This is a genomic window from Streptomyces endophyticus (genome assembly GCF_035798155.1).
In the GTDB taxonomy this organism is placed as follows: domain Bacteria; phylum Actinomycetota; class Actinomycetes; order Streptomycetales; family Streptomycetaceae; genus Streptomyces; species Streptomyces endophyticus.
On sequence record NZ_JAOZYC010000122.1, the window covers coordinates 299,841 to 323,995 of the forward strand.

Consider the following 24,155-nt stretch of genomic DNA (forward strand, 5'->3'; position numbering starts at 1 on the left):
TCGGGCCTAGCGCAGTCCCCGCCCCGTCTCCAGCACCTCCCGGGCCCGCGCCGTCAGCGCGTCCGCCCCGCACGACCGAGCCAGCTGCAGCCCGCGGTTGAGCTCGGACAGCGACCGCGCGGCGATCCCGTACTCGACCCGCGCCCGAGCGTGTTCGTACGCGCAGGGAGACGCTTCGAGGTACGTGACCGCCTTCGCGTACAGGGTGAGCTGCTCCCGCCCCGTGGCCAGCGCGGCAGCGCACCGCAACGCCTCACCGATCGCGGTGTCCGTGCCGAACCGCTCGGCCTGGACGCGGGACTGGGCGACGAGTTCGGCGGCGCGCCGCGGGTCGGTGTCGGCGAGGGCGAGGGCCAGATCGCCGGCCCACGACTCGACGATGGTGTTGTGCCCGCCCCGGGCCAGGGCGACCTTGCCCCCGGCCTCCAGTTCGTTGATGCCCTCTTCGGTGCGACCGACGGCGAGCAGCAGACGGCCGCGCACCGAGTGTGCGTCGGGCAGCAGGATCATCGACGGGTAGGGCGCGGCGAATCCGTAGCGGTCGGCGATCTGGAGCGCTTCGTCGGGCTTGCCGCGGGCGAGCAGCGTGTCGATGAGCATGGCGGCCGCGGACCAGTGCATGGGCAGGCCGTGGCCCACCCGGTCGGCCAGGCGCAGCGCCTCGCGCAGGAACGCCTCCGCGTCGTTGAGCCGGCCGCGCCTGCGGTGGACGTATCCGACGAAGGCGTGCGCGAGGGAGAGGTGGCCGCCGCTCCAGCCGGCGGTCTCGTAGGCCCGCATGCTCTCCGCGAACAGGCTCTCGGCGCGGTCGAGCCGGTCGGAGAAGAGGTACGACAGGCCGAGCGCGATCAGGATCTCGAAGCCCCACTCGGGGTCGGTCCAGCCGAGGCCGGGGGCAAGGCGTCCGTTGACCAGGGAGCGGTCGCAGTACTCCGCGACCTCCTCGGCGTTCTCACCGCGGTTCATCATGTCGAAGGCGCGCAGGATCAGCAGCACGCGCTCGGGGTTGTCGCGCCCGGTGACCCGGCCGGCGAGTTCGGCAAGGCTGCGGGAACGGGCCTGCGGATCGTGCTCGCCGGCGTAGATGCACTCCCAGAAGAGGCGGGTGGCCCGCAGGCGCAGCCGGTGGGGCCCCTCGTCCAACCGGGCGGTCTCGGCGTCGATCTCGGTGAGCGCGTCGTCCAGCCGGTTGGTGTGGACGAGGGCCTGGGCGAGGCGGCACACCGCGTCGACGCGCTGCTCGCCGAAGAGCCCGGGGGCCGAGTCGAGAGCGGAGCGCAGGTGCGCGACGGTGTTGGACGGTGAGGTGAGCAGCGTGGCGCAGCCCAGCTCGTACTGCACGTGGGGCCGGGTCTCGGGCAGCGGTGGTTCCTGGAGGGCGCGCTCCAGGCAGCGCCGGGCCGCCGAGGGGGCACCGACGGCGAGGTGCTCGCGGGAGGCGGCACGCAGCTGCTCGACGAGCTCGGGGTCGTCGTCCGGGTGCACCTCCAGGAGGTGCCGGGAGGCCGCGGCGGGGCCGTGCCCGGAGGCGGTGACCGCCCAAGCGGCCTGGCCGTGCATGGCGGTACGGGTGGCCGCCGGGATCGCGTCGTACACGGCGGACGCGATCAGCGGGTGGACGAACTCCAGGGTGTCGGTGGCGCCATACCCCGATCCGGCGGACCCCGTGTCGGTCAGGATGCGGGCGGTGCGCAGCTGCTCGGCGCAGCGTCCCGCCTGCTCGGGGTTCATGCCGGCGAGCAGGGCGGCGAGGCCCGGTTCGATGCGGGTGCCGAGGATGGCGGCGGCCCAGGCGAACCGGGTCGCGTCGGTGCCGAGCCCTTCAAGACGGGTGACCAGGCCGCGGCCGCGGGCGGACCGGTTGAGCGCCCGCAGTTCGACGGCGGCCCGCTCGTCGGGCTGGAGCTCGCTGTCCTGCACCTTGGCGAGCAACTCGACGGTCTCGTACGGGTTTCCGGCCGTGACGGCCCACACCTCGCGGCAGAACGGGTCGTCGGCGTGGCCGCCGAGCGTGGCCCGGGTCAGGCCCGCGGTGGCGTCCGGGGTGAGGGCGCTCAGCTGGGAGACGCCGGGGCGGGCGGCGGCGGCCACCGCGTCCAGGCAGGCGGCGGCGCGCCCGTCCGCGGCCTCGCGCTGCGCCACGACGACGAACACCGGCAGGCCGTCGAGGCGCTCGGCGAACGCGGCGAGCCACTCCAGGGTCTCCAGGTCGGCCCAGTGCGCGTCGTCGATGAGCAGCACCAACGGCCAGTGCAAGCGGGCCAGCCGGGACGCCGCGGCGACGAGTCCGTCGCGCACGCCCTGCGGGTCGGCCTGCCGCCCTGTGGGCTCGGCGATACCGAGGGCGGGGCCCGCGATGTCGTACCAGTCGCCGAAGTACTCGCGGGCCTCTTCCTCGGAGAGCGCCACGAGGGCGGGCTGCATGAGCTGGCGTACGACGTTGAAGGGAACGGAGGTGACGGTCTCGCCGCCCCGGGCCGACCACACGGTGGCCCGGCCCGCCGCCATCTCACGCACCTGGGCGAGCAGGGCGGTCTTGCCGATGCCCGCCTCTCCCTTGTAGACGACGAGGCTGCCCGCGGCCGCGGAGTCGCCGTACAGATCGTCGAGCGCGCGCGCCGCGACGTCGAGTTCGGACTCTCTCTCCCACAGGTGAGGGCCAGAGGGCGCGGCTTCGGCGTGCCGTCCCTGGGTCATCCCGCAGCCTCCCGTTGTCGTACCAGGTGTCGTCCCGGTGTCCGGTCGCAGCCGATCACATGGGGCGATCGACGTACTGGTCACGAGACTAGACCGGGAGACCTCAACTTCGTGGGGCGTCGCGGCAGTCGGTGACATTTGGTCGGAGATGGGGGGGCGGAGATGGGGGGCAGACGAAGGGCGGAGACGAGGGCGGGCCGCCCGGGTAACGATCCCGACCGCGGGGCGCACCCTCTCATCCCCTTTTCAGCCGGGCCTCATACTGTTCCGTCCATGACGTCGCAGACTCCCGCAGGCTGGTACCCCGACCCGGGGCAGATACCCAACGGCCCGCGCACCGAACGCTGGTGGGACGGCGCACGCTGGACCGACCAGACCCGCCCCGCCACCACCGCCCCTTCGCCGCAGCCGCAGCCGCAGCCGCAGCCGCCTTCGCAGCATCCGGCACCGTTCGCCCAGCATCCGGCCGCACCCGGGATCAACCCGGCGTACCCGAACCATCCGGGCCATCCGGGCCAGTTGCCGCCGAAGTCGCGCGGCCGGGGCCGGGTCGCGATCGCCGCGGGGATCGCGGTCGTGGTGCTCGCGGGGATCGGCACCGGTGTCTACGCGCTCACGTCGGGCGGTGGCGGTGAGGGCAAGAACGACAAGGCGGACTCCCGGTCGCAGAGCCCGAAGGAGACGACCCCCGGTGACCCCGATGCCCCCGGCGGCGAGGGCGAGAGCCCGGCCCCGGACGCGCCGGGGGCCACCCCGCGGGCGCCGCTCGACAAGGGATTCGCCACCGACGTCGGCAACGGGGTCGCGCTCCCGGTCATCAAGGACTGGACCGGCACCGACGGCGCCGGCGTCGCCGGTCTCACGGTCGGCCCGTACCCCTGCCCCAACTCGAAGGACGACGTCTGCGTGAAGGGCGGCGCGTCCACCTCGTCGGCGAAGCGCCTCAAGCTCGACGCGAAGACGGCGAAGGCCGCCGCGAAGGAGGACATCGCCAAGAACGCGAAGTCGTCCTACGGAGGCAAGACCTACCAGGGGATCACGGGCCACAAGCAGCTGTTCGCGAAGGCGGTCACGGTCGCCGGGCAGCAGGGCTACCGGGTCCGCTGGAGCGTCGAGACGAAGTCGGGCGTCGACGCGTGGGTCGAGTCGGCCGCCTTCCCCTCGCCCGCCAACCCCGACAAGCTCGTCGTGCTGCGCGCCGGGATCGACGTCCCGCACACCGCCGCGGACAAGGCGAAGGGCCCGGACGCCGGGGCGATCGACAAGATCCTCAAGGGCATCAAGAAGGCCTCGGTCACCGGCGACGGCGACGCCGGCGAGAACGTCTGAACACCGTCCCCGCACACATGCGGCCGGGCGGGTCCCCCTCCGCTCAAGGAGGAACCCGCCCGGCCGGGGGTGCGCGCCGCCCCCGTCCCCACGGTGCGGCGCGGGCAGACCACCGGTCGGTCATCCCTGCGACCGGCGGCCTCCCGTTTCAGGTGGCCCGACCCTCCAGGGTCAGGCCAAGGCCCGGAATGAGCGCGTTCTCGACGAAGCGGACCAGATAGTCCTCGTCGGCGTCGCGCCCTTCCAGGATCGGTCGGCTGCGCATGACTCCAAAGAGCTGCGCGGCCAGGTAGGGCAGCGCCGGATGGTCCTCGGCGATCTCGCCGCGCTCCACCGCCCGCTTCACCATCGCGTCGATCGACGCGAGCTCCGGCTCGATCAGCGCCTCGCGCAGGGCGCCCTTCAGCTCGTCGTCCTGGAGGGCGGCGTGCCCGAGGGCCTGCACGAGCACGGTGTCCGGCTTGGCCTGCGACGCCGCGTTGCGCGCGGCGGTCACGAGGTCCCCAGCGAGCGTACCCGTGTCCGCCGTGAAGAACTTCGTGCAGCGTCCGGCCCGCAGCGCCGCGGCCACGAGCTGCGGCTTCGTCTTCCACTGCCGGTACAGCGTGGACTTGCTGCAACAGGCCTGCGCGGCGACGCCCTCCATCGTGAGGTCCCCGTACCCCTGCTCCCGCAGCTGATCCAGGACCACGTCGAAGAACTCCTGGGCCCGCTCGGGGCTGATCTTCGAGCGTCGCGAGGCGGTGGGTGCGGCCTCGGTGGCCTTCTCTCGCGTCGTCATGGCCCTCACTCCTCGGTCGGCGGCAGTGTCGATGAGATCACACCGTCCTATCGATACGCCAGTGTACCGGTACGCCAACGTATCGGTACACTGGCGTATCGATGAACGGGAACATGAGGGAACCGGAGCAGCACGCCGTCCGGCCGCCCCTGATACGCGAGAGCTTGCTGGTCGTGGGACTTTTCCTCGTCTACAAGCTCGGGCGGCAGCTGGCCAACGGCCACACCGCCGAGGCCTTCCACAACGCCGACCACGTGTGGAGCTTCGAGCGTGCCGTGCACCTGCCCGGCGAGGGCGCGGTGCAGGACGTGCTGCTGAGCAGCGACACCCTGGTGCACATCGCGAACACCTATTACGCGTCCGTGCACTTCCCGGCCACGATCGCGCTGCTCGTCTTCCTCTACCTGCGCCGCCCGCGCCACTACCTGTGGACGCGGCGCGTGCTCGCGGCGCTCACCGCCGCGGCGCTCGTCCTGCATCTGGCGTTCCCGCTGGCCCCGCCGCGGCTCCTCGCCGCCACGCACCTCATCGACACCGCGCAGGTCTACGGCCCCTCGGTGTACGCCGCGAAGCCCGCCACGGACACCATGGCCAACCAGTTCGCCGCGATGCCCTCGCTGCACTTCGGCTGGGCCCTGATGGTGGCGATCGGCCTGGTCGCCGCGACCCGCTCGCGGTGGCGCTGGCTGTGGCTGCTGCACCCGCTGTTCACGCTGCTCGTGATCGTGGGCACCGCCAACCACTACTGGCTCGACACGATCGTGGCGACGCTGCTGCTTGCCGCCGCGCTCGCGGTGATCCGGCTGCCGCGCGCGGTCGCCGCGACCGGCTTCTGGCGCCACCTGTTCCCGGTGCCGGCCCCCACGACCGCGACCGCACCGCACGTCCTGGAGCCCCGGCACACGCCGACGCCGTGGACGCCGGCCCCGGCCGCGTTCCGTACGCCGCCCGACGCGCTCACGGCCGCCGATGTGCTCGCCGCGGCGACGCCGACGCACATACCGGTCGAGGTGATCGCCTCGCCGGTCTCCACGTCCGCCTCCGCCGCGCACGCGCCCCAGCCCACCGCGACCCTCGCGACCGGAGCGGCACGATGACCGCCACACTTCTCGCCGTCGCACTCTCCCTCGTCTCCGCCGTCGCCTACGCCGCCGCGGCCGTCGCCCAGGAACGGCTCGCCGCCAGGTCGGGGGCGGGCGTGCTGCGGCTGCTCGGGACGAGGACCTGGTGGTGGTCGGTCGGGCTGAACGCCTCGGCCGCGCTGCTGCACGTCGCCGCGCTCAAGTACGGGCCGCTCACCCTGGTCCAGCCGCTCGGCGCGCTCACCCTCGTCGCGGCGGTGCCGCTGGGGGCGCGGGTGGCGGGGCGGCACGTCACGGCCGGCGAGTGGCGGGGCACGGCCCTCACGCTCGCGGGTCTGGGCGCGCTCCTCGTGACGGCGTCGGGTCCCGCCCCCGACGACACGCTCTCGTTGCCCGAGGCGCTCGGCGTGGCCGCGGTGACGGCGGCGCTCATCGGCGTGCTCTCACGGCGCGGCGCGAAGCCCGGCCTGCGGCACGCCACTGCCTCCGGGGTCGCCTCGGGCGTCGCGTCCGCGCTCACGCAGACGGTCACGGTGGCGGTCACCGACCGCACGGGCCCCCTGCTCGACGTACGGGTGATCGCGGTGGCCCTGCTGGTCGCGGCCTTCGCGGCAGGCGGCCTCCTGCTCTCACAAACGGCCTACCGGGGCGGCCTCGGCGCACCCCTCGCGATGGTGACACTGGCGAACCCGATGGCGGCGTCGGTCATCGGCCTGGTGCTACTGGGCGAGCGCCTCCAGGGCGGCGCAGCAGGCTGGAGCCTCGCCGCGGTGGGCGCGATCCTGGCGACGGGCGGAGTGGTGCTGCTGACACATTCGACGGTGGTCGAGCCGGATCAAGCCCCGCTCTTGGACGAGAGCCCGCGGGGTCCGGGGCAGAGCCCCGTGACCGCAACCCCGTTGAGGCTCACCCAAACCCACGGGAGTCCTGCTTCAACGCCGTATCCACGGTGAGAGCCGTCGCCACGACAAGGCTCAACAACGGCTCCGGCAACTGATAGTGCACCTGCAGCACATAGTTGTCCGCGGTCGTGAACATCGTCTTGGCGAGCCCCTCCCACGTCTTCGTAATGCGCGCGACCTCGTTGTCCGCGTGGTCGACGATCGCGAAGTTCCAGGCCCGCCAGTTCTCCGCCTTGATCGCGCCGACCTGCTGCCCGTTCGCGATCATCGCGAAGTTGATCTTCCCGATGGCGTTCTGCTGGACGATCTCGCCGACCGGCGTGCCGTCCGGGCGCTCCACGATCACCTTCGACTTGACGAACTTGGCCGGCCGCGTGAGCACCATGTGGGGCTGCCCGTACGCGTCCCGGATCTCCAGCCTGTGCGTCATGAACTGGTCGACGCTGGCGACGAAGCGCAGCGCCTTCTTCATGGCGCTCTGGCCGACCTGGACGACGGAGCCCAGCTGGTTGCCGTGCTGATCCATGACGCTGTACTCGTTCGTCAGCTCGATCAGCTTGGCCTTCTGGTTCACCACGAGGACCGGCTCGGTGAACAGCGTGCCGCCGCCCTGCCCGGCCCCCGGGACGCCCGCCTGCTGCTGCACCTGCCGCTGCACTCCGGCGGCCGGCGCCTGGGCCTGGGCCTGAGCGGCGTGCGTGTGCTCGGTCCACTGGGCGCCGTCCCACCACCGCAGGGTCTGGGGCGTCCCCTGGGGGTCCTGGTACCAACCTGCAGGGGTGTTCGAATGCGTCGTCACCGGGGCACACTACCGCGCCGTACCGGGCATGGATCCAGCCCTCAGCGCACGCCTTCCCACAGCTCCCGCTCGGCCGTCCGCGGGTCCGCCTCGACGCGGCAGGCACCCGCGTCGAACACCATGGTCGAGCGCTCCCCCGCCGGGTCGTACGCGGCCCAGCCCGGGTCCCCGGACGTGGCGAAGGCGACCCACGCGCCGTGCATCGCGCGGGCCAGGTCCGCCGGGGCGTCCTTGCCCGCGAGCGCCGCGTAGTCCGGGTCGTCGACGCGGTCGAAGACGAAGCCGAGCTCCAGGGCGTGGCAGGCGCCGAGCTCCCCGCCGAACTGCGGGGACCGCCAGGCGAACTCGTAGACGTGCGAGCCCGGCACGGACTCGGCGAGCCGCACGGCCGGGATCCGCCAGAACCAGTCGGTGACGATGGCGTCGAGGAGTTCGCCGGGGCTCGCGTCCGGACGGCTCGCCTCGTACCCCGCGAGGTCCGCGCCGAAGGCCTCGGCGCCGCGCTTCACCCGCCCCTCGCTGATGGTGCCGAAGCGCCCGGTCGGCACCATGTAGAGCCGGTTCTCCTCCCGGTTGCTGCCGACGAGGATGTCCACACCCAGCTCGGGACCCGGCAGCGTGCGCTCGTCGGCGACCGGCTCGAAGACCATCCCGTTCAGTGCCGCGTCGCCCCACACCGCCGGGTCGGGCCGCTGCCGGAACTCGTCCGACAACGCGCCCTGCGCCGCGACCAGTTCCGGCAGCGGCACCGCCGCGAACGCCTCCGCGGTGTGCGCCACCCCGAGCCGCTCCGCCAGCCGCTCCCCGATGCGGCGCGCGGTGTCGGGCCGTACGAAGTGGTGGCAGGCCCCGCTCTGCAGAATGGCGCGCCGGAACAGGCCGCGGGCGCGCGGCTCGACGAGCAGCCGGCCGATCGCCACCCCGCCCGCCGACTCGCCGAACACGGTCACCCGGTCCGGGTCCCCGCCGAACGCCGCGATGTTGTCGCGCACCCACTCCAGCGCGGCGATCATGTCGAGCAGGCCCCGGTTGTCGGGCGCGCCCGGCAGGTGCAGGAATCCGTCCACGCCGAGGCGGTAGTTGACGCCGACGAAGACGACGCCGTCGCGGGCGAAGGCGTCGCCGCGGTAGCCGGAGGAGTTCGCGGAGCCGTTGGAGAAGGAGCCGCCGTGCAGCCACACCATGACGGGGAGCCGGGCGTCGGGTCCCGGCTCCGGGGTCCAGATGTTCAGGTTGAGGCAGTCGGGCCCGTCCTGGCTGGTCTCGGGGATGAGCGCGTCGAACGGCGGGGCGTACGGGGCCTTGGGCGCGGTCGGCCCGTACCGCGTGGCGTCGCGCTCCCCGGTCCACGGCTCGGCGGGCTGCGGCGCGGCGAAGCGGTGCGGGCCGAACGGGGCGGCGGCGTACGGCACTCCGAGGAAGGCGGCGATCCCGTCCTCGGTGCGGCCGCGCAGGGTTCCCTGCCTGGTGACTGCGGTGGCGTCGGTCATACGGTGGGGCTCCCTCGGCGCAGCGAATGGGGTCTCCCCTGCTCGAACGAAGTTGAGAGCTTGGGGAAGGTCGGCCACTCCTCTCCTACCCGGCCGCCCACCGCACGTAAAGATCACCGGCGAGTCGTGTCAGCCACACTCCGCGCCGAGGGCGCGCTCGTCGTCCCCACCGGCCGCGGATATGGGCCCGAAGGGGGCGCCCGCGAGCCACTGGGCGACGGCGCGGCCGATGGGCTGCCCCGTCTCGATCTCTATGAAGCCGAACTGGCCGGACTGGTTGCACTCCAGGAACCACCAGACGCCGTCGGCGTCCTCGGCGAAGTCGAATGCCCCGTACGCCAGTTGGGCGCGGGTCAGATAGGCCCGCACCGCGTCCGCCACGCGCCGGGGCACGGGTATCGGGCGCCAGGGGCCCGCGGCGGGGTCGAAGCGCACGTCGTCCACGGCCGCCTCGTCGCCGTGCCGCGCGTCCTCGGCGTCCCGCGAGCTCGCCGCGCGCGCCGCGAACAGCTGGTCGCCCACACAGGTCAGGCGGATGTCCGCGGCCCTGCGCACTCGGCGCTGGAGCAGCGTCGGCCCGTTCGCGACGTCCCGGTAGTCCTCGCCCGGACGCACGCGCGTGGTCGGCACGGCGAGCCCGGCGTCGTCGGGGTGCTTGCCGGAGACCGGCTTCACGATCAGGTCGGGGTAGCGCTCGGCGAACTCACGGGCGGCACGCGGGAATGTGGTGATCAGCGTGGCGGGCACCGGGAGTCCGCAGGCGCGTGCCAGCCACAGCTGCCACGGCTTGTGGCGGGCCTGGCGGGCGGAGTCGGGGTGGTTCATCCAGCGCGCCTCGGTGCATCTCAGCATTCCGTACAGGGAATGCGAGGCTTCCTCGGTGAGCCAGGGCGACGCGGCTTCCGCGTGGGCGGCGGGCACGCCGGGGCGGCGCACCCAGATCGAGCGCAGGCCGCCCATACTGACAACCCGGCCACCGACGGAGAGATGGCCGTGGAACGCGCCGTGCGCGAACTCGCCCGACAGGCCGACGCCGCCCGGCAGTTCGGCGGGGTCGAGCCGCAGGACAGGTATTCCATTGGCATTTAATTCGACGACGGCCATGTCGGCCGTCACATCCTGCTCACTCGTCAGGATCAGCACGGTCATTTCCGCAGGGCCGTTCAGTCGTCGAAATGGGTTTTCGAGCCTGCGGTGGAGGTGGTGGACGCGAACTCCCGCAACACTGCGTAGTCGCGCGCCGCCACTGCGCCGTCGGCCAGCACGTTCAACTGCTGCGTTGCGTCGTACACATACGGCGCCCTGACCTCTGCCTCTAGCGTGGGACGGGCATAGTTCAGTGCGAACGGTCGCATGGGCTCTCTCCTAGTTGAAGGTTCGCCAAGTCAAGCGCATGGTGACTCTCCGACGTCACATCTCCAGCGAATTCATAGGTCTCGTTTCGAGTAAGACGCATCACACGGCTGAGGAGTTCATTCCGCAACGGAGCGTGATGACACAACGTCAGCCAGGTAATGACCGGGCATTGCTGGGGCTTTGTGCCACTCCACCTATACGACGCCTTTACAACCCTTTACATCTCTGCCCGCAGGCGCGCGGCGACAATCCGCCACCGTGCCCGAACGCCCCCTGTGCGCCCCGGACATGGGGCAGTGTGATCTCCATGACCCGGCATGAGAAGCGGCACAAAAGTCGCACCGCGCTGACCCTCGCCACCGCCCTGGGCGCACTGACGCTCGGCGCGGGCACGGCTTACGCGACGCCCACCTGGACCGAGACCGGCACCTCGCACGTGAACTCGCTGACCAGCAGCCAAGGTGTGGCCTCCCGTGCCGACGGGACGCTCCTGTACCGCGGGCTCGGCTCGGTCCCGCTGTCCCTGCGCGTCGCGGGCTGGACCCACGTGGGCGACCCCGACGTGGCGCGCGGCCTCACCTTCGACGCGTACCAGGGAGGCGACAACGCGACGAAGAAGATGTTCGCGGTGACCACGGCGGCCGGCAAGCGCACCACCTATGAACACGCCCTGGACCAGGGCGAATTGCTCAACAACTCGTTCGCGTCCGTGTCGCCCGACGGGCAGTGGCTGGTGTCCGGCGAATGGGGCACGCGGGAGAGCCTCCAGGTCTTCCCCACGCCGGTCCTCAACGCCGCCGCGCCCGAGCCCGGCGCCAACCTCCCCCAGGCCGGTCGGATATCCCTCGACAAGCCGGTCACGAACATCCAGGGCTGCGACTTCACCGACGCCACCCATCTCCTCTGCTCGTCGGACGCCGCGACCAAGGAGGTCCTCGACATCACGCTCGACCGCCCCCTGGACGGCCAACCGGTCACCGGTCACGTGGCCACCGCCTTCGCGATCCCCCAACGCAGCGTCTGCAAGGGCACGTTCGAGTCCGAGGGCATCGACTACGACGCGGCGCGGGGCACCCTGCGCGTCGAGATGGTGCCGCCGTCGCCCTGCCTGGTGACGACGGCCGTGATCGCCTACAAACAGGAGTAGCCGCAGTACGGCGCCGCGCCCCGCAGCACATCGACCGAACGGACGACACGAGGGTCATCCCCTTGTCCGCCGCGCGTATCCGACGGGGCGACGGCGACCCGTCGCGCCGGGGACCAGGATCGGGACACAGGCCCACCCGACCTGCACCCGACGGAGGACCGCGATGCACACCCGACGCCTCAACACCCGCCTGTGCGGCCTGATCGCGGTGGGCGCGCTCGCCTTCGTGACGGCCTGCACCGCGGCGCCCGACGACGGGTCGGACACGCGGCCATCGAAGGGTTCGTCCAGCGCGACGGCCGAGCGGCCGGAGTCCCCGAAGTCCTCCGCCGCGCTGCTGCGCGCCGCGGACGAGGGCGACACCGACGCGGTCCGCGCCGCCCTGCGCGCGGGCGCCGACACCGAGGTCCGCGACGACGAGGGCCGCACCCCGCTGCTGCTCGCCGCGCTCGCCGACCAGGTGGCGGCGGCGAAGGTCCTCGTCGCGGCGGGCGCCGACCCGGACGCCCAGGACGAACAGGACGACAGCGCCTGGCTGGTGACCGGCGTCACCGGCAGCGTGGCCATGGCCCGCGCCCTCGTCCCGGCCGACCCGGACTACGCACTGCTCAACCGGTACGGCGGTACGTCGCTGATCCCCGCGGGCGAGCACGGCCACGCCGCGTACGTCCGCGAGGTGCTGCGCAGCACCGACGTCGACGTGGACCACGTCAACAACCTCGGCTGGACCGCCCTGTTGGAGGCGATCATCCTCGGCGACGGCGGCCGCGACCACCAGCAGGTCGTCTCCCTGCTCCTCGACGGCGGCGCCGACCCCGAACTGGCCGACCGCGACGGCGTCACCCCCCTCGCCCACGCCGAACGGCACGGCTACGACGAGATCGCGAAGCTGCTGCGGAACAGCCCCTGACGGCGATGTGTCGACTCCGTAGGCAACGCCGTCGAGTGGTACGACTGGTACAAGCGCGACTACATCTTCAACGGCACCCTGGCCATCGCAGCAGTCGTCATCCGGCTCCGCGACACCGTCCAAGAGCCATCAGAAACGGCACACCTAGGGTGCTTGCGGCACCGCGAGCAGGCTCTCGACTTCGAGAAGCAGGCGACGGCCGGTCGCGCGCGTACGTGCCTGCGGTGGCATGCCGCGCAGCGTGTACGAGTCGTGGAGGTGACCGAGTCCGGCGGGAGTGAGGGCTTCGGTGACGACCCTGGCGAGCGGCGGAGAGCGGCGGACGTGGGGCCGGGCCAGGACGGACCCCCAGGGGACAGGTGGGGCGTACACTCCGAACATGGGTTGCACATACGCGGTGAGGGAGTGCCTTCGACCGGCACCTCGCGCGCTGTGCGCCGCCGGTCCCGGAGTTCGCTGCCGTGCCCTGCACGGCCACGGCTGACCTGCGCGACGAGGCCCGCTCCTCACCCACCCTCTTCCTCTTTCCCGCGTTCCCGTCCTCGGGGCCGCGTTCCTGTCTGCTCAACACCACCCCCGCGACCCCTCGGCGTGCCGTCGGTGTCGCCTTCGGCGGCGGGCCCGGACCATTGGGCCCGCCGCACTCCGAGAGGACCCCTGTGAAGTTGAGCGAGTTGCTGGCCGGGCACGACCATGAAGTTCTCCTCGGCGACTCGGAGACGCGGATCACCGCGGGCCCGTGCTTCGACGCCCACCGCGTATCGCCCGGCTCCCTGTTCATCGCGGTGCCGGGCCACGTCGAGGGCGGTCCCGAACTCGTCGGCCCCGCCCTGGCGCGCGGCGCGGTCGCGGTGCTGGTCGACCGGGCGGCGCCCGAACTCCCGGCGGGCGTGCGGGCGTCGGCCGCCGGAGTGTGTGTGGTGCGGGTTCCCGACGCCCGTAAGGCGGCCGCGGTGGTCACCTCGCGCTACTACGGCGAACCCGGACGGGACATGGACATGGTGGCCGTCACCGGCACCAACGGGAAGACCTCGGTGTCGTACATGGTCGAGTCCGTGCTCCGGCTCGCCGAGGGCGCACGGGTGGGGGTCATCGGGACGGCCGGCAGCCGGATCGGCGACGAACTGATCCCGATGCCGAGGTCGGTGCTGAGCACCCCGGAGTCACCGGACTTCCAGTACCTGCTCGCCTGCATGCGCGACCGCGAGGTCACCACCGTGGTCCTGGAGGCCACGTCCATGGGCCTGTTGAACCACCGGGTGGACCGCGCGTTCCTCGACGTCGGCATCTTCACCAACCTCACGCAGGACCACCTGGACGACCACGGCACCATGGAGAACTACCGGGACGCCAAGCTGCGCCTGTTCCAGGGGCTGTGCCGGCGCGCTGTGGTCAACGTGGACGATCCGGTGGGAGCCCGGATCCCGGCGATGATGCCCGGCGCTGTCACGACGTACGCGCTCGACACGGAGGCGGACTTCCGGGCCACCGACCTCAGCATGGACGCGCTCGGCACGCGCTTCACGCTCCACCACGCCGGACGCAAGTACCCCGTGGCGATCCCCGTCCCCGGACGCTTCTCGGTGTCCAACGCGCTGGCCGCGGTGGCCGCCTGCCACCTGCTGGGCCACGATCTGAACGGGCTGGCTGCCGCGCTCGACGGGATGCCGCCGGTCCCGGGGCGCTTCGAACGTTTCGAGACGCCCCGCGGCACCTCCGTGATCGTGGACTACGCGCACTCTCCCGACTCCCTGGACAAGGTGCTCACCGCCATCCGCGACTTCGCCCCCGGCCGGGTCATCACCGTCTTCGGCTGCGGGGGAGACCGGGACGTCACCAAGCGCGCGCGGATGGGGGAGATAGCCGGAACCCACTCCGACCTGTGCGTCCTCACCTCCGACAATCCGCGCACCGAGGACCCCGAGCGGATCCTGGACCAGATCGCACCCGGACTCAGGGCGACCGGGACTCGGTTCGAGCGGGTCACCGACCGCCGCCGGGCCATCGACTTCGCGCTGTCGGCCGCGGAAAAGGGAGACATCGTCCTGGTCGCGGGCAAGGGCAGCGAGCCGTACCAGACCGTCGGCGAACGGCTGCTGCCCTTCAGCGACATGGCGACAGTGCGGGAACTCGCCGCGATGCAGAGCTAGAGCCCTCCTGACAGATCTTGCTGGAGTCGCAGGCCCTGGCACGCACTTCCCCAAGCTCTTAAGAAGCAGGGGCCCCCTCGGCGTTGTCGTCGGTTGCCAACTCCCCCAGCCTCGAACCAGGCTCCGCCAGGCCCGGCCGGGAGGCACCCCCTTCGCGTTGACGCCCTCCTCCGCCCTGCAGCTGCACGCACCAGACCCCGCTCACCGGCACCGTCTGTTGCGGCCGTCCGTATCCAGCCTGATCCGTCAGAAGCGCCCTAGCACTCCGTTGCCTCTGCGCTGTCTACCGCAGCCCTCTGCGCGCGAACCTGCTCATGAGCACCAACGGGACGGATCATCACCGTGAGCGGTGGCGCGTCGGGGGTCGACTGCGACCTGCCAATGGCCTCGTATCCCCAAGACGCGTAGAGAGCCTGAACGCGACCGTCTTGGTTGGCCGGCGACACCATCAGCGAGGCGTTCACCTCCTCGCGTTCAGACAGAAGGGCGTCATGGATCTTCCGCGCGATGCCCTGGCGTCGATAGGGCTGAGTCACCATCATTTCCTTGATTGCGACGGTTGGCAGTCCGGTGAGCGTCTCCTCCGGTGCCGGCGTCGTTCGCTTCCACCAGCGGTCCTCGACTGGCACCAGGCTGTTGACATACCCGTAGCCGACCGGCGTGCCGTCCTCGTAGGCGACCACCGCTTCCCATCCGAACTCCTTGCCGTGCCGCGCGAGACGTTCGGCGTAGCGCTCAACGGAGTAATGCGGGATGTGAAGCTGGTCAGCGCGAACCTCCGCGTAGACCTCGATCAAGATGTCCCACACGTCGTCGATGGCACGCGAGTGCACGAGGTCAGTCACGAGGGCCTCCAAGGTGTTCGTTGACGTACGTAGCCCATTGGCGGGCATGGCTGCTGCTCGGGGCAACTTGGGTGAGCTGTCTTCCGAAGGTGTCCAGCATGCCGTGAACGCGCGGGTGCACGGTCGCCACGTCTTCCAGGGACATCGCCGTTCGCACCGCAGGACCTAGATCGCCCTGCCCCAGCTGTGCCCGTGTGCAAGGCGAGCAGTGGTGATCGCGCGCGAGCGCGCCAACGGGGCTCTCAGCAGAGCGAGGCTCTGGTGGGCATTGGCTTCCGCATCTTCGTACTCGTGTGCCGCGAGGTAGGCCGCAGTGGCCAGAGAATGCAGTTCAGCGCGGTCAAAGAAGGCGGTCAGCCACACAGGACGATCCTGCTCGAAGGCGCTGGATCGCGTGTAGGCGTCTTCAGCGAGGTCCATGCAGCGTCTGATCGCCCGGGTGTCGCCGGGGACTCCGTGGATCGCCGCGTGCCGGGCGTGGCCGAGGGCCGCAAAGAGAGGATCACCACGCGTGACGCGCAGGCGGCGCGCGACGTCATTGGCCGCGAGAGCATCGGCAGGGCGTGCCAGGTGTCGGTACAGGGTTCCGGCGTGGGACCAGATCCGAAACTGAATGGCCTGGTCACCAGACATTCCGGCGAGGCTGGAGGCACGATCGAAGTGGCGCTGCGCGGCCTCGAAACGTCGCCCGTCGATGGCCGCCCACATCGCAGACGACGTGAACGACGCAGCCGTCGAGTAGATCAGGCTCTTGACCCGTTGGGAGCTGGAACCGGCATTGAGAAGGCCCAGGGCCTCTCCGGCCAGCCCCAGGGCCTGATGCTCAATGGGTTTGCGGCCGCCCTGGCGATGGTCCTTGGCGATAATCTCTGCGAACTTGCGGTGCAGTCGCATGACGTCACTCGTTCCGACGCGATGCAGCGTACCCGGAGCAGCAGCCCCGAGAGCAATTCCCGCTGCGAGGGCACCGAAGTTCCGGCGGTCCACGGGCTCTTCGTCCTTTGTTTCGGCGGACTTGACTGTCCGTGGGGTGAAGCCCAGTTCTTCGACCGGGCATCCGAACACGATCTCCAATGCCATGCGGATCTTGGTGTACGGCCACTCAACTCTGTTCTGCAGGTTCCATACGGTGCGGGCCGTCGCCTTACCGTGCGAGCCCGTGAGCGAGTGGACGGCGTCGTTGAGCTTCTCGGCCAACTCCTCCTGAGTCATGTCGAGTTCACCCATGCGCCGTTTCAGCACATCGTTTGCCACCTGCTCAACGTAACCGCGCTCTGATCGTCGTTGAAGCCGGAGGGTCAAAACTTCCGGGTGTCGGCGACCCGTCTCCCCTCCAAAATTCGTGGGCGCCCAGCCCCACCGCGGCTCTACTGGATCCCGAGCGAGAGAAGCGAGCGGAGGTCCTCAGCATCTCCTCGCAGCGGTTCTCTTCAGCAGGCGGCCATACGACGAGCAGGAGACCCCCACATGAGCTCCTCCACCGGCAGGAAGCACCTCGCGAGCGCGATCACTCTCGCGGGTCCCAGGCAACATCGCCCTCATGCTGCTGTGAGTCCCCAGCCCGCCGCCGTGGACGTATCGACGCTCCCATCACCACTGGCCATGTGCACCGAGCGCGCCCCGCGGGTCGTAGGAGTCGTGCGCCGGATCGGAGGGGCTTGGCTGCGCAACCTCTGCCGAATGCCGGAAGACAGGGTGGATGTCGCCCTGGTGGTGGTCTCCGAGCTCGTCACCAATGCGGTGCTCCACACCACCAACTCTTCACTTTGGTACCGCAGTTACTGCCCCGGCCCCGGTCAGGTTCGAATCGAGGTCGACGACGGGTCTCCTTCGGCAAGTCCCGCGCCCAGACAGGCACCACTGCTCGCCGAGTCCGGTCGAGGGCTCCCCTTGGTCGCCGCGTTGGTTGCTTCTTTGGGCGGCGAGTGGGGATTTGCCAACGCCGGAACAACCGCCTGGTGCTGCTTCCCCATCCATGACGATCAGCCGGTATTCGAAGGGCCAGGGACACGCCGTGACTAGTCGGGTGATCGAAGCCCCGCCGGCGGAGGCTCCACCAGGATCCCCGGTGGTGATCTACGCCTGCCTGCCTAGCAGAGCTCTGGCTACAGAAGCTGCCCTGACCGGGGTACGGCGGTTCGCGTCCGACATGCAGTGGGAGCCAGTCGGGACGTTCATCGACATCGGACAGCCCTTGGCCCTTCCCGCCACGCAACGACCCGAGCGGACCAAAGCACTGGAGATGGTGGAGAGCGGTACCGCTCGCGGCATCGTCGTCCCCACGTACGTCATGCTCTGGCACTTCCCCAGCGACCTCGAAGCGTTCACGGCGTGGCAGGACAAGACAGGGAGCTGGGTGTCGAGCCCGTGGAACACCGTCGCCCTGGACGAGCGCATAGGTACCGGCCGGTTACGCCCGTCCAGGGCTGTGTCGTGATGCGCCAACGCCGTGTCCACGGGCGGCAGATCCTGCGTCTGCCCCGACTTCGCTGGGTCGTGCGGCACCCCGTCAAGTACCTGTCCACCCTCGGTTTCGGTCCGTTCCAGATCGTGCTGTTGCCGGTGGTGGCCGGCGGCGTGGCCTGGCTCGTTGTCCTGCGTACGTATCAGAGCGCCTGAACCCGTCCCAACCGCAGACGATCGCCCGGCACGGCCGGGCAGGAAGTCCCTACAGATGCCACAGCATGAGACCGAAGAGCCCAACGCAGCTGAGCTGCGCGACAAGATGGTGCTGAACCTGCGTGAGCAGGGCGTCCTCACGAACGAGATCGAGAACGCGATGCGGGCCGTGCCCCGCGAGGTGTTCGCCCCCGGTATCCCCCTCGCCGAGGTGTACGACCCGGTAGACGCCGTGGTCACCAAGCGCGACGAGCACGGCATGGCGACCAGTTCCGTGTCCGCCCCATGGCTGCAGGCCGTGATGCTCAAGCAGGCCCGCATCGGCAGCGGCATGCGCGTTCTGGAGATCGGGTCCGGCGGCTACAACGCGGCCTTGATGAAGGAACTCGTCGGCCCCGACGGCGAGGTGACAACCGTCGACATCGACCCGTTCGTCACCACCCGGGCTCGCAGATTCCTCACCCAGGGCGGCTACGGCAACGTGAACGTCGTCACGGGTGACGGCGCGCTCGGCGCCCGACAGCACATGCCTGAACAGGGCTGGGACGCCATCGTCATCACTGCTGGTGCCTGGGACGTCTCCCCCGGCCTGGTGAGCCAACTCGCGCCCGAGGGACGTCTCGTGGTCCCGCTGCGGATCAACGGCTTCACGCGCTCCATCGCGCTGAAGTGGGAAGACGGGCATCTCGTCAGTGAGTCTCTGGAGGAGTGCGGCTTCGTGCCCATGACGGGCCTCGACCAGCACGACAAGCGACTCTTCCTCCTGCACGGCGAAGAGATCGGACTGTCCTTCGACGAGCATGACGTTCCCGATCCCGCCCGCTTGACCGGCGCCTTGGAGAGCGAGAGGACCGTGGAATGGACCGGAGTGACGATCGCCCCGACGGATTCCTTCGGCACCCTGCAGATGCAGCTCGCCGCGACACAGCCCGGATTCGCGATTCTGTCCGTGGACGAGCAGGCAGACACCACAATGGTCCTCCCCCTCAATCGGCGTGCGACCCCCGCTGTAGTCCGCGATCGCTCCTTCGCGTACCTGACCAAACGCCGCGCCGGCGACATCGTCGAGTTCGGCGTGATCGGGCACGGCCCGGATGCCAAGGACCTGGTGGGCAATCTGGTCACCACAGTCACGGAGTGGGACAGCACTTACCAACACAGAACGCTGCACGTCCGCGTATTCGCCAAGGAAACCCCCGACGAGCAGCTCCCGCCCGGGGAGCCAGTGCTCGACAAGCGGCACAGCCGCCTCACCTTCTTCTGGACCTGACCTGAGGTTCAGAGACACCCCCCAAGCGAGAGGAGACAACGAGATGCACAACCTGATGGCCAAGGAGACAGCGACGAGTGTCGTCGATGAATTCGCCCTCGACGTGAGTCTGGTCGTGGAGGCCGGCGCGCCCGTGGCCGGGCTGTTGAAGAGCACCGACGACGGCTGCGGTTCATCGTGCGGCAATGCGTGCGCCAGTGAGGTGAGCAACCCGGCCTGACGGTCGCCATTCCCCCAGGACGCGCCTGTGAGGGCGCATTGCCGCCGGGTAGCGGGTGATCGGTCTCCTCGCTACCCGGCGGCGTTCTTCAGCGACCGCGAACGCACGAAGGGAAGCAGGCATGGCGGCGCGAGCGCGGCACTACCGGCACTATGAGGTGGCCCTGTTGCGAGCCACCACTCATAGGGCAGGCGACACCCCGCACCTATGGCCGGACCTCCCGCTCGACGGCGAGCCGGTGCAGGCGTGGTGTGCGTGGATGGCGCAGGCATGGGACCAGGGCGGGCGAGCCCGGGAAGTCATCGAGATGGCCAGCTCCGACCTCGCCCGCCAGCTTCAACGCGTCAGCCACGGTCACCTGCCCGCACCGCGGCAGGCCCGCAAGCTGTTGCTGTCGCTCGTGGCGTACCTGCTGCGCTGGCGCGAGCGCTCCACTCCCTACGGCCTGTTCGCCGGCATAGCGCCGACCCTGGTCGCGCAGCGCACAACGGTTCACTGGTCGGACACCGACTCGGTGTGCGCCCGCCCCGATGCCGACTGGCTGCATGCGGTCATCATCCTCCTTGAGGCCCATGCCGCGCTGTTGGAGCAACTGCCGGTGACGGCCTGCAACACCGCCTTCATCCGCGACGACAATCTCGTGGTCCCCAGCCCGCACGGCAACGGTGTGGCGGTAGGGGAGTTCGTACCGCACGAAGTCGAGATCCGACTCACCTCGGCTGTGACGACAGCCATGAAACGCGCTCGCGAGCCCATCGTCTTCGCCGACCTTGTCGACGTACTCACCGCGCATCGTCCGGCGCACCTGCGGCCGCAGGCCTGCGCCCTCGTGGCCGGCCTCATCGCCCAGGGCGCGCTCCTCACCATCCTGCGTCCGCCGATGACCGCCACAGACCCCCTCGGCCACCTGGTCACCCAACTCGACGCGGTCGGCGCCACACATGTCCCCGACATCGCCGCCCTCGTCGAGGAACTCCGCTGCATCCAGCACGACTTGACCGCGCACAACACACGCCCCACCCGCGCGGGACGGGCTGCTGCCGACGGCCGCATGCGGGCGCTGAACGTCGACGTGCCACACGCCCTGGCGCTCGACGTACGGCTCGGTGCCGAGGTGACCATCCCTCCGGCCGTCGCCGAGAGCGCCGAGGACGCCGCCGACACCCTGATGAAACTCACCCCCGCACCGTTCGGAACGCTCGCCTGGAAGCGGTGGCACCATCGCGTCCTGGACCGGTATGGCGTCGGCGCGGTCATTCCCGTGAGGGATCTGGTCCAGTCGGACGCAGGTATCGGTCTGCCCGCCGGCTTCCGGGGCTCACCGCTGCGTACCGGAACACCATGGTTCACCAAACGCGACGCCACCATCCTGGACTTGGTGCAGCGCGCCGCCCTTCAAGACGGCGGCGAGATCCAGCTCACCGACGCCCTGCTCAGTCGCCTGGCGGCCGAGGATTTCGACAGGGCGGCGCTGCCCTCCCGTATCGAACTGGGCTTCCGGCTTCACGCCTCTTCCCCTGCCGCAGTGGACCGTGGCCGCTTCGACCTCGTGGTCACAGGGGTTCCGTCATCCTCCGCGAGCCTGGCCGGACGCTTTCTGCATCTGCTCGACGCACCTGACCACGACGAGATGGCCCGCACCTACCTGGACGCACCCACCGAACGCTCCCCTGCCGTAGTTGCCCAGGTGAGCGCACCGTCGCGGCGCCGCCTCAGCGACAACGTGGGCCGCACTGCCCGGGTGTTCAAGTCACTCATCTCGCTCGACGAATATCGCGCCGACGCCGAGACGCTCACGGTGGACGACCTGGCCGTCCACATCGAGCCAGCCCGCCTCAGTCTGGTCCTGCGCAGCACGGGCGAAGCGGTCGAACCGGCTGTGCTCCACGCGCTGGAGGCCCGGAACGTCACCTCCCCGATTGCCCGCTTCCTGAGCGAGGTGTCCTCTGCGCGTACGGCCTTCTACGGGGCGTTCGACTGGGGCGCTGCCTCTCGACTCACCTACCTGCCTCAGGTGCGCCGGGGGCGCGCCGTCCTGAGCTGCGCGCGCTGGCTTCTCAATACCTCTGATGTGTCCGGCAGCACTTGGGAACGGCAGTTCGCAGCGTGGCGCGCGAAGGTCCGCATCCCCAACCGGGTGGCCCTGTGCGAGAGCGACTACCGCCTCCCTCTCGATCTGGATGATCCGCTGCACCAGGCCCTTCTGCACTCCGCACTCCACCGCGCCGGGCAGGTCGAGCTGCGCGAGACCGCGACCGAATCCGACCTCGCCTGGTGCGGCCGTGCACACGACATCCTCATGTCATTCCACCGCGCCACGCCGCCCACCGACCATCGCGTCCACACGGCACAGGCGGCGCCCGCGCATCGTCCCGGAGCCTCCCGCTGGCTTCACGCGCATGTGTACCTTCGGCCCGAGCGATACGACGCAGTGTTGACGCGGCACCTGCCGCGGCTGCTCGATGCCGACGAGCGAGTGCCTCACTGGTTCTTCGACCGCTACCGCAACCTGGTCCTGCCCGAACGCGACCCGCATCTGGGCCTGTACGTGCCGCTGGAACGGCCCGAGGATTTCGGCGCCGCTGCCAAGCGACTGGCCCAGTGGGCAGCTGACATGACCGAGCGCGGCTTGCTTCAGCACCACTCGCTGGAGGCGTACCACCCAGACACTGGCCGGTGGGGGCACGGCTTGGCCCTCGTCGCCGCCGAGCACCTCTTCGCTACAGACTCCCAAGCCGCGCTCGCCCAACTCACGCTCGTCGAGCGCACCAGTACCGCTCCTGAAGTGGTCGCCGCGGCGTCACTGGTCGACATCGCCTCCGCCTACACCGGGAGCCTCGCGGCGGGCATGACGTGGCTTCTGCGGTTGCCGCACCAGCCCTCGGCCAGCGGTGTGCAGACTCGTGACCACGTCCTTGAACTCGCCGATCCGACAAGCGACTTCCGGGCGCTGCGGATCCTCCCGGGAGGCGATGAAGTCGCGGATCGCTGGGCGCAACGCCGCCACGCCCTGCTCTCGTACCACGACCACCTCGCCGGTCAGCGCGACCCGCTCTCGGTACTGCGCTCGCTCCTCCACAAGCACTACGTCCGAATGCTCGGCGCCGGACCGGACCACGAACGCGCAGTGCTGCACCTGGCTCGTGCCGCCGCCCAGCTCTGGGCCGCTCGCCCGGTCACAGCAAAGGAAGAATGATGCCCACGCTCGCCATGGCCGCCCAGAAGATCACGGACTCGCTCGGCGCCCCGCCCCGACCGATCACTCCGGTGAACTCCAAGCTCCTACAGTCCCTGGCCAAGGGCCTGCCGGGCATGGCCCTCGTCCACATCGAACGCGCCCACCAGGGCCTCGCCGACTGGTCGACCGCCCAGCAGTGGCTGTCCACGGCGACCGCCGAGAAGGTCCGCACGCACCGCAGTGATGGCCTGTTCTACGGGCTGCCCTCCCTGACATTCGTCCTCAATTCCAGCGGCGGGCGCGGCGAGCAGTATGTGGTCGAGATGGACGTGCTCCTCGCCCGCATAACGAAGCTGCGCCTGCAGCGGGCCCAAGCCCGGATCAGCGCTGGCATCGAACCCGAACTGCGCGAGTTCGACCTGGTCTACGGGCTGACGGGCCTGGGCGCCTACTGGCTCACACGCAACCCACAGGGCACTCAGCTCAAGGCTGTACTCGCCTACCTGGCGCGACTGACCGAGCCCCTGCACAACACGGACGATCCACGCCCCGCCTGGTGGACGTCGCACGACCCGCACATGCGGCTCACCGATGCCTACCCCGACGGCCACGGCAACTTCGGTATGGCCCACGGCATCACCGGCCCGCTCGCCCTGCTCTCCCTTGCACTGCTCTCCGGCGTTGAGGTGCCGGGGCAGCGTACGGCGATCGAACGGATCTGTACCTGGCTCGACGACTGGGAACAGACCTCCCCGTCCGGCCCCTGGTGGCCGCAATGGATCACCTTGGCCGATGTCTCCGCGCGCTGCCCGAGCCAACCCGCACCGCTACGACCGTCCTGGTGCTACGGCACCCCTGGCATCGCCCGTGCGCTCCAACTCGCCGCCCTCGCCACCGACAACCGGATACGTCGAGTTACAGCGGAGCGCGCCCTGGCCGGCTGCCTAGCCGACATGAACCAGCGCGCTCAGATCACTGACACCAGCCTGTGCCACGGTTGGGCCGGCTTCGTGCACACGCTCTGGCACGCCGCCCGCGACGCCGCCGACCCCGACCTCGTCGCTGCCCCCGAATCGCTGCGCACGCTCCTGGCCACCCATGCGATGCCGCAGCGGGCCGAGGGCCCCGGCTTCCTGGAAGGCGACGCCGGCCTCGCGCTCGTGCTGCACAGCGTGACTGACGACAAGGACCCGCTCAGCGCCTGGGACGCCTGCCTGCTGCTCAACTCGCCCTCGCGGAAGGACAACCGGTGACCGTCACGCAGACGTACGACGCAGTCCTCCAGGTCCTCAACGGGAAACCCCTAGGACTTGTCCGGCCGATCATGTGACTGGTCCGCGCGGGAGTCGTTGATGGGGCCATGGGGCGGGGCGATCTGAC

General features: G+C 70.3%; 21 protein-coding genes and 1 pseudogene. 13 read left to right on the plus strand and 9 right to left on the minus strand.

Going from position 1 to position 24,155, the window contains the following annotated elements; all coding sequences use genetic code 11:
• Positions 1 to 6 precede the first annotated feature (6 nt).
• Complete coding sequence (locus tag OKJ99_RS19855; RefSeq protein WP_326018113.1) at positions 7 to 2,697, minus strand: ATP-binding protein; 2,691 nt, start codon at positions 2,695 to 2,697, stop codon at positions 7 to 9.
• 273 nt (positions 2,698 to 2,970) lie between these two features.
• Between OKJ99_RS19855 and OKJ99_RS19860 the strand changes: the two genes are divergently transcribed.
• Positions 2,971 to 4,026 (plus strand): DUF2510 domain-containing protein, encoded by a 1,056-nt coding sequence (locus tag OKJ99_RS19860; protein ID WP_326018115.1) that lies wholly within the window; start codon positions 2,971 to 2,973, stop codon positions 4,024 to 4,026.
• Positions 4,027 to 4,174: 148 nt separating this feature from the next.
• Here OKJ99_RS19860 and OKJ99_RS19865 read toward each other — a convergent pair whose 3' ends face one another.
• The gene (locus OKJ99_RS19865) at positions 4,175 to 4,807 is read right to left on the minus strand and encodes a TetR/AcrR family transcriptional regulator (RefSeq protein ID WP_326018117.1); all 633 of its coding nucleotides are present in this window, start codon (positions 4,805 to 4,807) and stop codon (positions 4,175 to 4,177) included.
• A 113-nt stretch (positions 4,808 to 4,920) separates the two neighbouring features.
• On the opposite strand from OKJ99_RS19865, the pseudogene OKJ99_RS19870 reads away from it, so the two are divergent.
• A pseudogene (locus tag OKJ99_RS19870) lies at positions 4,921 to 5,622 on the plus strand (phosphatase PAP2 family protein); the annotation flags it as partial.
• Between the two features lie 278 nt (positions 5,623 to 5,900).
• Positions 5,901 to 6,842, plus strand: a complete 942-nt coding sequence (locus OKJ99_RS19875; protein ID WP_326018118.1) for a DMT family transporter — start codon at positions 5,901 to 5,903, stop codon at positions 6,840 to 6,842.
• On the opposite strand, the gene OKJ99_RS19880 is transcribed toward OKJ99_RS19875, so the two are convergent.
• The 4 genes from OKJ99_RS19880 to tgmA form a co-directional block, all read right to left on the minus strand.
• The gene (locus OKJ99_RS19880; protein ID WP_326018120.1) at positions 6,796 to 7,590 is read right to left on the minus strand and encodes a phospholipid scramblase-related protein; all 795 of its coding nucleotides are present in this window, start codon (positions 7,588 to 7,590) and stop codon (positions 6,796 to 6,798) included. The genes OKJ99_RS19875 and OKJ99_RS19880 overlap by 47 nt on opposite strands.
• Before the next feature lie 41 nt (positions 7,591 to 7,631).
• Entirely contained in the window at positions 7,632 to 9,080 is a 1,449-nt protein-coding gene (locus OKJ99_RS19885) for a carboxylesterase/lipase family protein (RefSeq protein WP_326018121.1), read from the minus strand.
• A 129-nt stretch (positions 9,081 to 9,209) separates the two neighbouring features.
• A complete protein-coding gene (gene tgmB, locus OKJ99_RS19890; RefSeq protein ID WP_326018123.1) occupies positions 9,210 to 10,229 on the minus strand; it encodes an ATP-grasp ribosomal peptide maturase in 1,020 nt (339 codons plus the stop codon).
• 14 nt (positions 10,230 to 10,243) lie between these two features.
• Positions 10,244 to 10,435, minus strand: coding sequence for a putative ATP-grasp-modified RiPP (tgmA, locus tag OKJ99_RS19895; RefSeq protein ID WP_326018125.1), 192 nt, complete (start codon positions 10,433 to 10,435; stop codon positions 10,244 to 10,246).
• 308 nt (positions 10,436 to 10,743) lie between these two features.
• On the opposite strand from tgmA, the gene OKJ99_RS19900 reads away from it, so the two are divergent.
• The gene (locus OKJ99_RS19900; RefSeq protein ID WP_326018127.1) at positions 10,744 to 11,583 is read left to right on the plus strand and encodes a hypothetical protein; all 840 of its coding nucleotides are present in this window, start codon (positions 10,744 to 10,746) and stop codon (positions 11,581 to 11,583) included.
• 163 nt (positions 11,584 to 11,746) lie between these two features.
• Positions 11,747 to 12,493, plus strand: coding sequence for an ankyrin repeat domain-containing protein (locus OKJ99_RS19905; RefSeq protein ID WP_326018129.1), 747 nt, complete (start codon positions 11,747 to 11,749; stop codon positions 12,491 to 12,493).
• Between the two features lie 144 nt (positions 12,494 to 12,637).
• On the opposite strand, the gene OKJ99_RS19910 is transcribed toward OKJ99_RS19905, so the two are convergent.
• Entirely contained in the window at positions 12,638 to 12,874 is a 237-nt protein-coding gene (locus tag OKJ99_RS19910; RefSeq protein WP_326018131.1) for a hypothetical protein, read from the minus strand.
• A 278-nt stretch (positions 12,875 to 13,152) separates the two neighbouring features.
• Here OKJ99_RS19910 and OKJ99_RS19915 point away from each other — a divergent pair, with 278 nt between their 5' ends.
• Positions 13,153 to 14,643 carry a UDP-N-acetylmuramoyl-L-alanyl-D-glutamate--2,6-diaminopimelate ligase gene (locus OKJ99_RS19915; protein WP_326018173.1) on the plus strand — a complete coding sequence of 497 codons (1,491 nt, stop codon included), beginning with the start codon at positions 13,153 to 13,155 and terminating at the stop codon, positions 14,641 to 14,643.
• Positions 14,644 to 14,900: 257 nt separating this feature from the next.
• Here OKJ99_RS19915 and OKJ99_RS19920 read toward each other — a convergent pair whose 3' ends face one another.
• Together OKJ99_RS19920 and OKJ99_RS19925 are read right to left on the minus strand one after the other, a co-directional pair.
• Complete coding sequence (locus OKJ99_RS19920; protein WP_326018133.1) at positions 14,901 to 15,488, minus strand: GNAT family N-acetyltransferase; 588 nt, start codon at positions 15,486 to 15,488, stop codon at positions 14,901 to 14,903.
• Between the two features lie 165 nt (positions 15,489 to 15,653).
• Positions 15,654 to 16,742, minus strand: a complete 1,089-nt coding sequence (locus tag OKJ99_RS19925; protein ID WP_326018135.1) for an XRE family transcriptional regulator — start codon at positions 16,740 to 16,742, stop codon at positions 15,654 to 15,656.
• Positions 16,743 to 17,090: 348 nt separating this feature from the next.
• Here OKJ99_RS19925 and OKJ99_RS43770 point away from each other — a divergent pair, with 348 nt between their 5' ends.
• From OKJ99_RS43770 to OKJ99_RS19955, 7 genes are all read left to right on the plus strand, one after another.
• Positions 17,091 to 17,510, plus strand: coding sequence for an ATP-binding protein (locus OKJ99_RS43770; protein ID WP_407700724.1), 420 nt, complete (start codon positions 17,091 to 17,093; stop codon positions 17,508 to 17,510).
• 127 nt (positions 17,511 to 17,637) lie between these two features.
• The gene (locus OKJ99_RS19930; RefSeq protein WP_326018137.1) at positions 17,638 to 17,925 is read left to right on the plus strand and encodes a hypothetical protein; all 288 of its coding nucleotides are present in this window, start codon (positions 17,638 to 17,640) and stop codon (positions 17,923 to 17,925) included.
• A complete protein-coding gene (locus OKJ99_RS19935; RefSeq protein WP_326018138.1) occupies positions 17,925 to 18,107 on the plus strand; it encodes a hypothetical protein in 183 nt (60 codons plus the stop codon). The genes OKJ99_RS19930 and OKJ99_RS19935 overlap by 1 nt, the downstream gene beginning before the upstream one ends.
• Before the next feature lie 55 nt (positions 18,108 to 18,162).
• Positions 18,163 to 19,377, plus strand: a complete 1,215-nt coding sequence (gene fxlM, locus OKJ99_RS19940) for a methyltransferase, FxLD system (RefSeq protein ID WP_326018140.1) — start codon at positions 18,163 to 18,165, stop codon at positions 19,375 to 19,377.
• Positions 19,378 to 19,420: 43 nt separating this feature from the next.
• Entirely contained in the window at positions 19,421 to 19,597 is a 177-nt protein-coding gene (locus OKJ99_RS19945; protein WP_326018142.1) for an FxLD family lanthipeptide, read from the plus strand.
• A gap of 121 nt (positions 19,598 to 19,718) precedes the next feature.
• Positions 19,719 to 22,793 carry a lantibiotic dehydratase gene (locus OKJ99_RS19950; protein ID WP_326018144.1) on the plus strand — a complete coding sequence of 1,025 codons (3,075 nt, stop codon included), beginning with the start codon at positions 19,719 to 19,721 and terminating at the stop codon, positions 22,791 to 22,793.
• Positions 22,793 to 24,028, plus strand: coding sequence for a lanthionine synthetase C family protein (locus OKJ99_RS19955; RefSeq protein WP_326018146.1), 1,236 nt, complete (start codon positions 22,793 to 22,795; stop codon positions 24,026 to 24,028). Before OKJ99_RS19950 ends, OKJ99_RS19955 begins: the two co-directional genes overlap by 1 nt.
• Positions 24,029 to 24,155: the final 127 nt, after the last annotated feature.